Annotated in this window: 14 protein-coding genes; 13 read left to right on the top strand and 1 reads right to left on the bottom strand. The window is 49.2% G+C overall.

Annotated features, from left to right (window positions below; all coding sequences use genetic code 11):
- Positions 1-24: 24 nt before the first annotated feature.
- The gene (locus ABMB67_RS16430; RefSeq protein ID WP_251222589.1) at positions 25-531 is read right to left on the bottom strand and encodes a DUF2062 domain-containing protein; all 507 of its coding nucleotides are present in this window, start codon (positions 529-531) and stop codon (positions 25-27) included.
- Between the two features lie 218 nt (positions 532-749).
- Between ABMB67_RS16430 and pssA the strand changes: the two genes are divergently transcribed.
- From pssA to ABMB67_RS16495, 13 genes are all read left to right on the top strand, one after another.
- A complete protein-coding gene (pssA, locus tag ABMB67_RS16435) occupies positions 750-1445 on the top strand; it encodes a CDP-diacylglycerol--serine O-phosphatidyltransferase (protein ID WP_251222588.1) in 696 nt (231 codons plus the stop codon).
- Between the two features lie 124 nt (positions 1446-1569).
- A complete protein-coding gene (locus tag ABMB67_RS16440) occupies positions 1570-2625 on the top strand; it encodes a tartrate dehydrogenase (protein ID WP_354572730.1) in 1056 nt (351 codons plus the stop codon).
- A 20-nt stretch (positions 2626-2645) separates the two neighbouring features.
- Positions 2646-4082 carry an amidase gene (locus ABMB67_RS16445; RefSeq protein ID WP_354572731.1) on the top strand — a complete coding sequence of 479 codons (1437 nt, stop codon included), beginning with the start codon at positions 2646-2648 and terminating at the stop codon, positions 4080-4082.
- A 258-nt stretch (positions 4083-4340) separates the two neighbouring features.
- On the top strand, positions 4341-5705 hold the full coding sequence (locus ABMB67_RS16450) for an FAD-binding oxidoreductase (RefSeq protein WP_354572732.1): 1365 nt from the start codon (positions 4341-4343) through the stop codon (positions 5703-5705).
- Between the two features lie 201 nt (positions 5706-5906).
- Positions 5907-6371, top strand: a complete 465-nt coding sequence (locus tag ABMB67_RS16455) for a hypothetical protein (RefSeq protein WP_354572733.1) — start codon at positions 5907-5909, stop codon at positions 6369-6371.
- Positions 6372-6375: 4 nt separating this feature from the next.
- Entirely contained in the window at positions 6376-7602 is a 1227-nt protein-coding gene (locus ABMB67_RS16460) for a glutathionylspermidine synthase family protein (RefSeq protein WP_354572734.1), read from the top strand.
- Position 7603: 1 nt separating this feature from the next.
- On the top strand, positions 7604-8020 hold the full coding sequence (locus ABMB67_RS16465; RefSeq protein WP_354572735.1) for a DUF350 domain-containing protein: 417 nt from the start codon (positions 7604-7606) through the stop codon (positions 8018-8020).
- Between the two features lie 13 nt (positions 8021-8033).
- On the top strand, positions 8034-9275 hold the full coding sequence (locus tag ABMB67_RS16470) for a glutathionylspermidine synthase family protein (protein WP_354572736.1): 1242 nt from the start codon (positions 8034-8036) through the stop codon (positions 9273-9275).
- 149 nt (positions 9276-9424) lie between these two features.
- Positions 9425-10234 carry a zinc transporter ZupT gene (gene zupT, locus ABMB67_RS16475; RefSeq protein WP_251222580.1) on the top strand — a complete coding sequence of 270 codons (810 nt, stop codon included), beginning with the start codon at positions 9425-9427 and terminating at the stop codon, positions 10232-10234.
- A 110-nt stretch (positions 10235-10344) separates the two neighbouring features.
- Positions 10345-12333: a hypothetical protein gene (locus ABMB67_RS16480; protein WP_354572737.1), complete on the top strand. Its 1989-nt coding sequence runs from the start codon at positions 10345-10347 to the stop codon at positions 12331-12333.
- Positions 12330-12617: a hypothetical protein gene (locus ABMB67_RS16485; protein WP_354572738.1), complete on the top strand. Its 288-nt coding sequence runs from the start codon at positions 12330-12332 to the stop codon at positions 12615-12617. The genes ABMB67_RS16480 and ABMB67_RS16485 overlap by 4 nt, the downstream gene beginning before the upstream one ends.
- A gap of 32 nt (positions 12618-12649) precedes the next feature.
- Positions 12650-13189: an RNA polymerase sigma factor gene (locus ABMB67_RS16490; protein ID WP_251192952.1), complete on the top strand. Its 540-nt coding sequence runs from the start codon at positions 12650-12652 to the stop codon at positions 13187-13189.
- Positions 13170-13472 carry an anti-sigma factor family protein gene (locus ABMB67_RS16495; RefSeq protein WP_251192951.1) on the top strand — a complete coding sequence of 101 codons (303 nt, stop codon included), beginning with the start codon at positions 13170-13172 and terminating at the stop codon, positions 13470-13472. The genes ABMB67_RS16490 and ABMB67_RS16495 overlap by 20 nt, the downstream gene beginning before the upstream one ends.
- Positions 13473-13621 lie beyond the last annotated feature (149 nt).

A 13621-nucleotide genomic window follows, 5' to 3' on the forward strand; every position in this document is an offset into this window, starting at 1 on the left:
CCTTTGTAGTAGCGTGACAGCTGACTATGATGACTTGGGGACTTTCCATTTCTTTGTGAGAAATGTGAGCGCGCTTTTGCGATAGCGTTTAATAATCGTATACGTCAGGAAATAGATAATGAGACCAAATACGAGCATATTCATACACATCCCAATAAAAAAAGCCTTGCCGATTCGGACGCCTACTTTCAGGACTTCTACCGTCTCCTCAATACTTTCACCTAATTCATCAAGCTCAATAGGAATGAGCTTTTCTCCCACGACCATATTTAAATAAAACAAGAGCGGGAACGCCCAAATAATTGATATGCCGCCGATGAAACCGCTCGTTAAATTTCCCCTTACAAGTTTGGCGCTGGCAATGGAGATAATCGGGCCAATTCCGAACGAAGGGACGAAATTAATTAACAGACCGGCAGTAAAACCAATTGCAATGTGATGGGCATTATCTTTAATGCGTAACAAACGGATTAATAAAAATTTGAATTTACGAATATATTTATTAATAGTGTCCACCAGCCATGTTGTCATAATCAATTTGTTCTTATCTGATCATAATCGTTTTTTGACATTTTTACAATTTTTCTTTTTTGAATTCAGCGCAAAGCCATTGCTGGTCTACCAATTTATACTTGAATCAACCTGTAATTGTTTTCATCCATAGTAAAGGCTAAATCCCCATGCTATACTAGAGAGATAAAGGATGTCTCTATGGGCGATGAAATTGATGTTGGAAAGTGAGATAGAATATGCGTTGGACAAAAAGCATTCCAAATATGTTTACCCAGGGGAATCTTTATTGTGGATTTCTCTCGATCGGTTTTGCCGCAAACGGTCAATTTAACAATGCGGCGATTTTAATTTTAATCGGAATGATGCTGGACAGTATGGATGGGCGTTTGGCAAGAATGCTGAAGGCGGACAGTCAGCTTGGGAAGGAATTGGATTCATTGGCCGATGTTGTTACGTTCGGTGTGGCGCCATCGTTTTTAATGTATTATACCTACTTTTATCAATTTGGCCTTTTAGGACTGGCTGTCGCCGGCTTGTTTCCGTTGTTTGGGGCGTATCGGCTTGCGCGTTTTAATATCGGTTCTCCTAAGCAGTCAACCAGCTATTTTATCGGTGTACCAATTACGGCTGCGGGCGGAATTTTAGCGTTGCTGACGTTATTCGGTAATCATATCCCGCAAATTATTACGACGGTGATCTTTACCGCGCTTTGCTTTTTGATGATCAGCAAGCTGAGGATTCCAAGCCTGAAGGAAGTTCCTTTGCCGAAATACGGAACGATTGTAACTCTTTTTCTAGGCTGTCTTCTCTTTATCATTTATCGAGGAACGTACAGCTCGTTTCCTTATTTGATTTACATCGCAACGCCGATTTATATTGCTTATCTTGCCTACCGTTTCGTAAAACGGGGCAAGCAGTCAAAGCAGCAGTAAGACGTCTTTCTTGGTTGAGCACTCTCCCCTGCAACCGTGCAGGGGGAAGCTCGGTAAAATTGACTCGTCTCAGGCGGTCATTGTACATAAATAAAATAATAGAATACTAGAGGAGTGTGCATTTATGAAAAGGTTTTCAATTGCTGTAATACCGGGGGATGGAATCGGAAGAGAGGTTGTGCCTGCCGCGCTTAATGTGCTTGATACAGCGGCCTCCGCCCATGGCGGCATTGCCTTTGATTATACGGAGTTCCCCTGGAGCTGCGAATATTATTTGGAGCATGGCGAGATGATGCCTGAAGATGGGCTGGAGCAATTAAAGAAGTTTGATGCGATTCTCCTTGGAGCGGTCGGGAATCCGCAGCTCGTTCCAGATCATATTTCCCTCTGGGGGCTGTTAATTAACATCCGCCGCGGCTTTCAGCAATCGATCAACATTCGGCCTGCGAAATATTTTGAAGGGCTGCGCTCGCCGTTAGCTGATCCGAAACAGTTTGATTTCATTGTCGTCCGTGAAAATAGCGAAGGGGAATACAGTGAAGTCGGCGGCCGGATTCACCAAGGGTCCTCGCAAATCGCGATCCAAAACTCGATTTTCACGAGGCCGGGGGTTGAAAATGCGCTGCGCTACGGGTTTGAGCTGGCTAAAGGGCGCAAGGGTCATGTGACGAGCGCGACGAAGTCAAACGGAATTGTCCATACGATGCCGTTCTGGGATGAAGTATTTGCCGATGTGAAGGCTGATTATCCGGAGATTGAAGCCGAGAGCACGCATATCGATGCGCTCGCCGCCTTCTTTGTGACGAAGCCGGAAGCGTTTGATGTCGTCGTGGCGAGCAACTTGTTCGGCGATATTTTAACCGATATCGGCGGAGCGGTCATGGGCAGCATCGGTATTGCCCCGGCAGCCAATATCAACTTAAGCGGTGAGTTTCCATCGATGTTTGAGCCTGTCCACGGTTCAGCACCGGATATTGTCGGCAAACATATCGCCAACCCGATCGGGCAAATTTGGACGGCGAAAATGATGCTTGACCATTTAGGGGAGACCGAGCTTGGCGCCGGGATATTGGCGGCGGTCGAAGAAGTAACGAAAAACGGGGTGAAGACGCCTGATATCGGCGGAAGCGCAACGACGGAAGAAGTGACGGCTGCGATTTGTGAGCAGCTGAAAAAGTAGAAATGGTGGAGGAGACGCGGATGAAGGGACAGGAAGAGATGCTGACATTAAGCCTGGCAGAGGTTGCAGCGCATTTCCGGCAAAAAAAGCTCTCGCCGGTGGAAGTGACGAAGCAGCTGCTTTTGCGGATTGAGGAGGTCGACCCGGAGATTAATGCTTTTATTACGATTGATCAGGAGCGGGTGATGAGCGAGGCGGCAGAGGCGGAACAGGAAATACAGGCCGGCCGCTATAAAGGCCCCTTGCATGGGGTTGCAATCGGGCTTAAGGATTTGATTTACACAAAGGATATGAAAACAACGATGGGTTCGCCGCTCTTTGCTGACTACGTGCCATCTATTGATGCGTCAGTCGTCGAGAGGCTGCAAGAGGCCGGAGCGATTATCATAGGTAAGCTGAACACGCATCAATTCGCGTACGGTCCTACAGGCGACCGCTCTCATGCGGGTCCGGTTAAGAATCCGTACGATCTGACGAAAATGACAGGCGGATCAAGCAGCGGTTCGGCCGCCGCCGTCTCTGCGTGCATGTGCTTTGGCGCTTTGGGGACCGATACGGGTGGCTCGATTCGTGTGCCAGCGGCTTTTTGCGGGATTGTCGGGATGAAGCCGACCTTTGGCCGAGTGAGCAAGCACGGGGTGTTCCCGCTTTCCTGGACGCTCGATCATGTCGGGCCGATGACGCGTACGGTGACAGATAATGCGCTGCTGTTGCAGGTGCTTACGGGCTACGACCGGCGCGATCCTTACAGCCTCGCTGTCGAAGAAGAGAATGTGTCAAAAAAGATCGGAGCAAGCATCAAAGGAATAAAAGTCGGCCTTCCATCAAGCTTTTACTATACGGATTTGCATCCGGAAGTGAGGGAAAGCATGGAACGAAGCATTGCCGTCCTGCGTGAAAGCGGAGCGGTGATCGAAGAGGTGCACGTGCCGCATATCGAGCAGTTCGCAGAAGCGCATAAAGTGATTCTCCGTTCGGATGCCTATGCAGTTCACCGCGAGCGGTTGGCAGCCCATCCCGACGAGTGGGATGATGAGGTCAAAGAGCGGCTTTTGACCGGGTTGGAGACGAAAGGCTTTGAATACGCTGAAGCGCTGCAAATACGTCAGCAGGCGAAAGAAGAGTTCGCCGCGGCTTTACAGCAGGTAGATGTACTGCTTACACCGACGGTTCCGATTTTAGCTCCTGAAATTAATGGGCGCCATGTTGATATCGAGTCCTATCAAAAGCAGCACATCCGCTGGTCGATTATGAAGCTGACCGCACCGACGAATTTTACCGGCCTTCCAAGTTTATCGCTACCGTCAAGCCGAGCTGACAACGGGCTGCCGATCGGAGCGCAGCTGATCGGCCGTCCTCTGGAGGAGGCGTTGCTGTATCAAATCGGCTATGCGTTAGAGCAGGGACTCGCTCTTCAGCCGGCCAAATGGCAAATTGGGCAGAAGCAATCAAACTAACTAAACGGCAGTGCCCTCTGAACGATACAGGACAGGGAAAAGCAGGACTGTCTCGCAGGATGATTTGCAGAAAAGAGATTAAATTTGCGGGAAGATTCCAGAAAGGCACTTCGCACCGCGCTTACGTTCTCCATGAAAGACCCACGCTTTCATGGAGAACGAATACCGTTGTAACGGCTCGGCAAAAGGTAAAAAACGACCTTTTGTTCCATTCTTTATTAACTGAATAATCAAACGATGACGGGGGCTGATTTATCCATGAGTTATATCGAAGAATTGCAGCAACTCCTTACACCGAAGCAGGTTTCGACCAATGAGACGACGCTTGAGCAGCACGGACGTGATGAAGGCTATCATCCGCTCAGTCTGCCCGACGCTGTTGTCTTTCCCGCTTCCACAGAGGACGTGCAAAAAGTCGTCGCCTTTGCGAATGAACGGCGCATTCCGCTCATTCCGTTCGGACTTGGCACAAGCCTCGAAGGGCATGTCATTCCGTATCAAGGTGGGATTTCACTCGACCTTTCGCTGATGAACAAGGTACTGGATGTCAGGCCTCAGGATTTTCTCGTCAAAGTACAGCCGGGACTGACGCGGACGCAGCTTAATAAAGAATTGAAAAAGCATGGCTTGTTTTTCTCGGTCGATCCCGGAGCTGACGCCACACTTGGAGGGATGGCGGCGACAAACGCGAGCGGCACGACCTCAGTCAAATACGGCATTATGCGGGATCAGGTGAAGGATCTGGAGGTCGTTTTGCCTGACGGTAAGGTCATTCATACCGGGGGGATGGCCGCTAAATCATCATCCGGCCTCCATTTAAATGGATTGATCGTCGGCTCTGAAGGAACACTTGGAGTGATCACTGAGTTGACCTTGCAAGTGTATGGCATTCCAGAAGCGATCATGGCAGGCCGGGCGACGTTTCCGACAGTTCAAGCTGCTGTGGACGCCGTGACGATGATCCGGACATCGGGAATCTCAATCGCCAGAATGGAGCTGGTCGATGCCCGCTCGATTCAACAGGTAAATAAAATCAACGAGCTGCATTACGCTGAGCGGCCAACGCTTTTTCTTGAATTTCACGGCAATGAAGCCGGGCTGAAACAAGATGTCGCCTTCGCCCAGGAAATAGTGAACGATTTTGGCTGTGAGGAGCTGCAATTTGAACTCGATACGAAAGCTCAGGCGCAGCTGTGGGAGGTGCGTCATAATTTGGCCTATGCCTTTATCCACGGCTCTCCCGGCCGCAAAATGATGGTGACCGATGTTAGCGTGCCGTTAACCGAGCTGGCCGGGGCGATTCAGGATACTCGTGCCGCGATTGAGAAAGAAGATCTTGATGGTGCTGTCTTGGGTCATGTCGGTGACGGAAATTATCACGCGTTGTTCATGATTGATATGAAGGATGAAGAGGAAGTGGCGCGGGCAAAACGACTCAACGAGCATATCGTTCATTATGCGCTGGCCCGTGGCGGTACATGTACGGGCGAACACGGCGTCGGCGTCGGAAAAGCGATCTATCAGCGTCAGGAACACGGCGCCGCTTTCGAGGTGATGAAGGCGATCAAGACAGCGCTTGATCCAAATGGGATCATGAATCCGGGGAAGATTTTTATCGATTGATAAGAAAGAGGGCAGAACGCAAGAGACATTGCGGATGCTCTTTTTTTGTTAAATAATTTATAAAGGCTACGGTGCAATTTTGTTAGCAGAAAAGAAAAAGGGATAAAAAGCTTCAATTGATTGTCATACTATTGGTACAATCAAAACAAAGTGAAACCATGTAAAAAAGAATGCGTAGAAAGAACGAGGGGGGTGTGAAGGATGAAAAAGCCGAAAACAGACCGGCTGTTGAAAGGACTGGTCGGGTCCAGCGTCGCACTTTTAGGCGTGACAGGCTGCTCGCAGGGGATTCAGGAGGAGTTCTTTTCTGTTGCTCCGGAAACCGAGGAGGTTGAGCCTGATCCGGCGGCGCTACCATCACCGGAAGAAGCTGATTGCCAGACATGGACGTGGGATGAAGAAGCGCAAGGCTATCAGTGCGCCGAAGAAGGCAACGAGAACAATGGCCATTATTATTACGGAGGAATGTGGTTCCCGACGATCGCTGCTTTTATGGCCGGACGAGCAATGGGCGGTGGCTCGGGGCAGGTGAGACAGCCGGCGCCGAACCGTCCGGATCAAAATGTGACCCAGCCGCCAAGGCAGGACAACGAACAGCAGAGAACGCCAAACCGGGCAACGAATCCACGCTCCGGAATGGGAAGCGGTGGTTCCTTTGGCGGGTAAGCACATGAGCAGCCGGGATCTGTTTTATCAGGAGATCCCCGCTTTTTGGGACCGCCTCTACGGCGAGGAATATGCCTTATATGATTGCTATTTGCTTGAAGCAGGACAAGTAGCAGAGATTCGTACGGCGACCGAGGCTGCTTATCGGATTTTTGCCAAGATCGCGCCGCTGCTGCGGAACGCTCCTGTCGAGACCTTGCATGAGCTCGGCTTTCCAGTCAAAGCGGTGCCCTTTCTGCAAATGAAAACGATCCCTTATGAGACGGTGATCGGGCGCTTTGATTTTGTCCAGGTGAAAGACGGCTTCAAGCTGCTGGAATTTAACGCCGATACGCCGACCTTTATTCGCGAGCTATTTGAGGTGAACGGCCGTGTTTGCCGGTCCTTTGCTGCTGCCGATCCGAATGAAGGCGAAGAGGAGCGGCTTGGGCGGGCGATCCGCAACAGCATTTACCACAGTATGACGTCAATCGCCTTGGAACGTCATCCTTATGTTGTCTTTACCGCTCATGCGGATGATATTGAAGATCGGGAAACGATGAACTATTTATTGAAAATCACGCAGCTGAAAGACGCCGCCTTCGTCGCTCTCGATCACCTGCAAATTGTAGAAGGAGTCGGCGTTTTTGATCAAGCAGGGCGCCGAATTGATGTTGTGTACAGACATACATATCCACTTGAAGCGCTGATCGAGGACGAAGCGGATGATCGGTTTCCGATCGGGCTTGAATTTATGAACCTCGTCCGGGAAAAAAAGGTGGCGATGCTGAACCCGGCTTCTGCTTTTTTGCTGCAAAGCAAGGCAGTGCTGGCGGCAATCTGGGGAATGCATGAGCAGCAGTCACCTTATTTTACGACTGCTGAGCATGAGACGATCAGCCGTTATTTTCTGCCGACCTATTTGGATGAAGAGCCGTTTATCGAAGCAGGGGAGCGCTATGTGGCGAAGCCCGTTTTCGGTCGAGAAGGAGATACCGTCGAGATTAAGCAGCACGGCAAGCTTTTGGGCGAAAAACAGGCGGCGAGCTATGAGCATTATGAAAAAGTGTATCAAGCCTTCTGTCAGCTGCCGTCCGGGACGATCCGGACAGAAAAAGGTGAAAAGCAGGCTCATCTATTGTTTGGCAGCTTTATTGTCAATGGAAAAGCAAGCGCGTTCGGCATTCGAGCCGGAGCGCAAATTACCGATAATCTGGCTTATTTCTTACCTTGTGGAGTGAAAGGAGTATAACATGAACATTTCCTATTATTTGGATACTCTCGATCGGTTTCTCATTTATTTGCTTGTCGCCCTCGCCTTATTCGCGATAGCGACGTATATTTTCAAGCTGATCACCCCGTATTCCGAAAGAAAGCTGATAAAGAGCGGCAATATCGCCGTGACGTTAAAGCTGCTCGGAAAAATGGCCGGGGTCGTCGTCGTGCTGCAGTCGGCGATTCGTCACTCGATAAATTTACTTGATTTGATCATTTGGGCTTTTATCGCGATCGTGATTCAAATTGTCCTTCATCTCGTCATTGAATACGGACTGACGCGCAATACGAATTTAACGAAAGAGGTTGAAAACGGCAACACGGCAGTCGGCCTCTTGCTCGGCGGCGTATCGGTCCTTGTCGGTCTGATCGTCGCTGCGACGATCAGCTATTAAAAGGAGGCTTGCGATGCTACCCTATCAATCATTAACAGAGCCATTTTCTGAGGAAGCGTACCTGAAAAGGTGGCTGGAGCTTGAGCGGAAGGTCGCCAGCGAGGGCTTTACGTGGGCGACATTGTACGAAAACTATGAGGACAATCAATATATGAGCGATTCTTTGCTCCGCGTGCCGGCTTCGCTCGTTCAGGAAGTCGAAAATGCTTCGCGCGCCGTATACGATATTTTGGCGAAAACGTATCAGCGCATTCTCGCCGATCATTCGCTGATCCATCGGCTGGGGATTTCCGTTTATGTTTGGGATCTGCTGTTAGCCGAGGTGAAAACGGCATTTTCCTACTTTTGCCGCTTTGATTTCATCGCTTCGGCAGACGGCTTAAAGGTGATTGAGGCCAATACCGATACACCGGTCGGTCTCGTTGAGGCGGCTGTCGCCCAGGAGGTGATCTGCCGCGAGCATGGAGCGCGCAATCCGAATGCCGGTCTAACAAAAAAGCTGGCAGAAGCGTGGAATCAAGTGATCAAGGATTATCAGATCGGCAGCGGCGATACGCTTTATTTTACTTGTGCCGACTGGCATGAAGAAGACAAGCAAACGGTCGGTTTGCTGATGAAGCATTATCCACAGAAAGCGAGATACATCCCGCTGGAGGAGATCGTTGTGGAAAAAGACGATGTGCGGACGCCGAATGGCGAAAAAATCGAATTTCTCTACCGGTTGTACCCGCTTGACTATTTTCTCGCGGAAAAGAGCCATACCGGGGAATTGATAGGCGAGCAATTTCTCGTCCATTTGCTTGACCGCAAGCTAAAAATCATTAACCCGCCTTCCGCTTTGCTGATGCAGTCAAAGGCAGTATTCGCCTTGATTTGGGAAAAGCGTCACGAATGGTATTCGCGCAGTGAACAGAGGGCGATCGATACGTATTTTTTACCGACCTTCCATACGGCGAACGGAATGTCTTCCTATGTGAAAAAGCCGGTGTTAGGCCGGGAAGGTGGCGGGATTCAGATTGTGGAAAATGGGGCGGTTCTTGATGAGGATGTTGATCATTATCAGGATCAGGAAGTGATTTATCAGCACTATTTTCCGATGCCTGAGCAGACGGTAGCGACATGGGATGGCCCCTATACAGGCAAGCTGCTGATTGGCTCGCATGTGCTGAACGGGCAGCCGGCCGGTTTGTTTTTCAGAGTGGGAGAGGCGATCACCGGCAACCTCTCGATGTTCGTCGCCTATACAGACAGCTAGCTGATTTTTAGGAATGGCTAAAATAAAGATTTCTTTCAAGGGTGTTTTTCGATAAAATAAAAAAATGGGTGCAACAAACACTTTTTTGATTTGGATGACATATAGTCTAAAATGATAGAGCAAAAAGCCCTTGAAAGAAGGCGGACATCATGACGGAAAATCTGCTTTTGGCATTTGGTTTAACTTTAATGGCAGGTCTTGCAACAGGCATTGGCAGTCTGCTTGCCTTTTTTACTTCAACAACAAATACGAAATTTTTGTCCTTTTCCTTAGGCTTTTCAGCCGGGGTGATGATTTATGTATCGATGGTGGAAATCTTTATGAAGGCGCAGGACGCGCTCGTTGCTTCGCTTGGAAATGAGCTTGGCCATTGGCTGACGGCCGCCGGCTTCTTCGGCGGAATGGTGCTGACAGCGGCGATTGACCGGCTTCTTCCAAAGCAGGGAAACCCGCACGAGATCAAGAAAGTCGAGGATATGGAAACAGCAAAGCCGGAGGTGAAGGATCGCCAGCTATTGAAAATGGGGACGTTCACCGCGCTGGCGATTGCGATCCACAACTTCCCTGAAGGCATTGCGACATTCACTTCGGCTTTGCAGGACCCGGCGCTCGGGATTGCCATCGCCGTGGCGATCGCGATTCACAATATTCCTGAAGGGATCGCCGTCTCGGTGCCGATTTATTTCGCGACCGGAAGCAAAAAGAAAGCGTTCAGACTATCATTTCTTTCCGGTCTTGCCGAGCCGGTCGGCGCGCTCGTCGCCTTTTTGTTTTTAATGCCGTATTTAAATGATGTGATGTTCGGCATCATTTTTGCAGCGGTGGCGGGAATCATGGTTTTCATTTCGCTCGACGAACTGCTCCCGGCGGCGAAAAAATATGATGAAGCCCATACATCGATTTACGGCCTGATCGGCGGAATGGCCGTCATGGCGATTAGTTTGCTGCTGTTTATTTAAGCTGCTTTAATAGGCCTTTTGCCTGTTGAAGCGGCTTTTTTTTAAGGCACTCTGAAACTTTTATCATTCTAATGTGTCTATATAACAGACGATACAAAGGAGTGAGGAAGATGTGGGATGTTTTGTATAGTGTCATTAACCATATCCAGCGTTACATCCCGGTCAGTTTATGGACACTGTTCTTGGTCGGGGTTGCCTTGATGCTTTTAAGCCTGACCGCTTTGGCGGCTCAGCGTCCGTCGGCGAAGAATCGTGAGAAGTGGATGATCAGGGCAGGTGTTATGCTGCGGGCGTTACTGTTTCTCGCGGTCACGCTTGAATTTTTTCATCATTTTCTTATTAGCGGGGAACATGTCAGCTTTCAGTATAATGTTCTGAATCAAATTGTGAATGTGATTTTTTACGGATACATACTAGTTGTCGGAATGCATTATCTCATCACCTTGCCTTTCCGGGCGTTGCACGGATTTTTTTATCTGTTTGATGTGATTGTGCTCTGTATTCCGATCCTTTTGATGCTTCCGAGCCTGAGGCTTGCGGATCTGTCCGACTGGTACATGTGGGCGGCTTTGGCGTTGATTGCCGCCAGCTTTGCCGTCATGTACATGTTGTTTCAGAGCTACTGGCGCCAGAGCATGGTAGTGTGGTTCGTGTTCTTTGTCGTCAGTGGCGGAACGGTGGCCTTTACGAGAATGAGTCAGTTTGAAGCGTTATTTCCACTGACGTTATTTTTGCTTTTGCTCGGCGGATCAGAGTGGGTCAAGCAGCTGCTGGAACGCCGCCCGCTAATCGGAGGGAAGGGGTGGTATGCTGCTGTCGCAAGCATTAGTGTCACCCTAATAGTTATCGCCAACCCATTCTACAATCTATGGCATGTCGTCGAAGCAAAGGCAAACTATTATATTCATACTGCGTATCGCGCGGAAACGGAGATGCCTTCACTTGCCGAGATGCAGGAGCGCGCAAGGCTGCTGATCGGCGAGGAAGTAAGCTTTAATGCTCATTCCTCGATTCGCGAAGATTTTTATAATGCCTATACGCTCGACGGGGGCGGTTATTCGATCAGATTTGACAGTTCGGGCGAATTGTTCAGCTTGTCACGAACCGATCCAGAGGAGGCAGCGTCATCGGCAGCTGCGCCCCCTTCCGAACAGGACGTGCTCCAGCAGACGGAGGGCCTGCTTGAAAGAGCAGAAATTAATTATGATCAAGAACGGTTTGAGATCGCGGTTCAATTTGATGATGCAGCAAAGCAAGCCAAAGTTTCCGTTCTGCCATTATGGTCAGACGGCGAAAGGGTAAACACTGATGTGAGTTTGATCGTTTGGGATTATGACTTGCGGCTCATTTCGTTTTCACCGACTCCGATCGGCGCTCCGTTAGAGCTGGAGAATTCTGTCGTCCAGCTGACAAAGGAAGAGCTGAATAAAAAAGTAGAGGACGTTCTGAACGTGCTTGGCCGGCCTTCCTCACCGACTTATATTGACCATGTGTGGAGCTCGTTCACTTACGAATCGCAGCCGACTATTACGATCAAAACGAAAAATGGAGAAACGATTTACCTTCACGCGGAAACTGGTGAGCTTTTGCAGCTGGAACTAAGTGAAGACAAAGCAGGAGATGAAGGAGCTTTTGTAAAGCAAGCCACTTATTTTGCGCGAAAATTATCTCCTGAGTTTGCGAAGCAGGGGGCGCAATATGAGCAGGGTGAATATGGCGATTATTCGTGGGAGTATGACAATGGCCTTCTGTCTCATCATGTCCAAGTCAATCTTACGGCCGATGGCGAACTGATTTCTTTTTATCAAGGCTGGTATCCGTCGCAACATCGTAAGAAGATCAATCAAACCGTACTCGCTGAAAAAGCTGTTTCCATGAGCAAGGCAATGAAGCTCGTGGCTGATGAGTATCCGATGTTTTCAATTTATGCCCAGCGTGGGGAGCTGGCGCTGATTTATAACCGCGAGGGAGAGGCGGAGCTTGTCTGGATGATTGTTGTCGTTCCATTCGCGAAGCCGCATAAGCAGGTTCATTTTGTTGACATGGAAACAGGGGAAATTACCGATGTGTACGACGATATTGACGGGGTGAGATCATGAAACGGGAATGCGCTGTATTTCGGGACTTGAAAGAAGACTGGCAGGAGGGGATGGTGGAATCGGAAACCGCTGAATGGATGGCAGATCATCAAATGAGCTGTCCCTTCTGCCCTGACTGGAGCGAAAATGAGCAAAGCAGAGCGGAGCAACAGCCGGAGCTGCCCAGTAATGAAAACGAAAGCTCAGAGCTGGAAACGATCAAAAAAGCGAGAAGATTTTTAGCGGTGGGGGTCGGCATGATCGCACTTTTCCTAATATGGGTGTCGATTTGGCTGTATATTTAAATGACTTGTGTTAAAGAAAGGGCTTTTGAAAAATGACCTCGTATTTAGAAAAATTGGAATCGATCTACAAAGCCTATCAGCCGGCAATTTATGCTTACTTGCTCAGACAGACGAAAAACACCGCTACGGCCGAGGATCTCTGTCAGGATGTCTTTTTAAAAGCATTTGAGGCGCTGCCGCATTTTCGTGGAGACGCAACGATGAAATCATGGCTCTACCGGATAGCCCATAATCACTATGTCTCTTATTTTCGCAAAAAAGACGTGCAAGTCGTGACTGTGATGGAAGATACGAATTTGTATCCGCTTCTCAGCGCTGTTCATTCACCTGAAGACTTTTATTTACAAAAAGAAAAGCTGGACGAGCTTTACCGCATTCTTGATGAAATGAAGCCGGTTTTTCGCGATATTTTAATTTTGCGTGATATGCAGGAGCTGTCCTACCAGGAAATCGCCCATGTGCTCGGCTGGTCGTTAAGCAAGGTCAAGACGACGATCCATCGCGCGCGCCTACAGTACAAAAAGGAAGCCGGGAAGAAAGGAGTCGGAAGCGATGAAATGCTCAATTATTAGAGATTTGCTGCCGCACTATGTCGAAGCAGAATGCCGCCCTGAATCGGAGAAGCTGGTTGAACAGCATCTCTCGACTTGCCACGGCTGCCAGGAGCTGCTGGCGGAACTGCGCTCGGACGATACGGTTGCCCCTCTGCCGGTGCCCGCTATCCTATCACAAGAGGCGGTGCAAACAGACCGCCATGTGTGGCGCAAATATTTTGGCAGGATGATCATCAAAGGAACGCTGCTGTTTTTCGCCGTTTATATCATTCTGTTGACGTTGTATCATGCCGGGAAGTAAATGATAAAAGGGAGGGACCGGGCCAAAAGAGAGGATTTGCCCTTTTCCCACCCTAAACAGCCTTTGTCTAAAGTTCCCTTCTATTTATATGAGCGGTTCCAAAATTGACTTGTACAATTTTCCAAAATAATCCATAAGGGTAGAAAGTG

It is taken from the genome of Halalkalibacter oceani, from assembly GCF_040544555.1.
Lineage (GTDB): Bacteria > Bacillota > Bacilli > Bacillales > Bacillaceae_D > Halalkalibacter > Halalkalibacter oceani.

Coding starts and splice junctions, on each gene's coding strand:
- ABMB67_RS16460 (WP_354572734.1), top strand. CDS start 6,376: ATGAGCAGCCGGGATCTGTTTTATCAGGAGATCCCCGCTTTTTGGGAC.
- ABMB67_RS16465 (WP_354572735.1), top strand. CDS start 7,604: ATGAACATTTCCTATTATTTGGATACTCTCGATCGGTTTCTCATTTAT.
- ABMB67_RS16490 (WP_251192952.1), top strand. CDS start 12,650: ATGACCTCGTATTTAGAAAAATTGGAATCGATCTACAAAGCCTATCAG.
- ABMB67_RS16455 (WP_354572733.1), top strand. CDS start 5,907: ATGAAAAAGCCGAAAACAGACCGGCTGTTGAAAGGACTGGTCGGGTCC.
- ABMB67_RS16440 (WP_354572730.1), top strand. CDS start 1,570: ATGAAAAGGTTTTCAATTGCTGTAATACCGGGGGATGGAATCGGAAGA.
- ABMB67_RS16450 (WP_354572732.1), top strand. CDS start 4,341: ATGAGTTATATCGAAGAATTGCAGCAACTCCTTACACCGAAGCAGGTT.
- pssA (WP_251222588.1), top strand. CDS start 750: ATGCGTTGGACAAAAAGCATTCCAAATATGTTTACCCAGGGGAATCTT.
- ABMB67_RS16430 (WP_251222589.1), bottom strand. CDS start 531: ATGACAACATGGCTGGTGGACACTATTAATAAATATATTCGTAAATTC.
- zupT (WP_251222580.1), top strand. CDS start 9,425: ATGACGGAAAATCTGCTTTTGGCATTTGGTTTAACTTTAATGGCAGGT.
- ABMB67_RS16480 (WP_354572737.1), top strand. CDS start 10,345: ATGTGGGATGTTTTGTATAGTGTCATTAACCATATCCAGCGTTACATC.
- ABMB67_RS16495 (WP_251192951.1), top strand. CDS start 13,170: ATGAAATGCTCAATTATTAGAGATTTGCTGCCGCACTATGTCGAAGCA.
- ABMB67_RS16445 (WP_354572731.1), top strand. CDS start 2,646: ATGAAGGGACAGGAAGAGATGCTGACATTAAGCCTGGCAGAGGTTGCA.
- ABMB67_RS16485 (WP_354572738.1), top strand. CDS start 12,330: ATGAAACGGGAATGCGCTGTATTTCGGGACTTGAAAGAAGACTGGCAG.
- ABMB67_RS16470 (WP_354572736.1), top strand. CDS start 8,034: ATGCTACCCTATCAATCATTAACAGAGCCATTTTCTGAGGAAGCGTAC.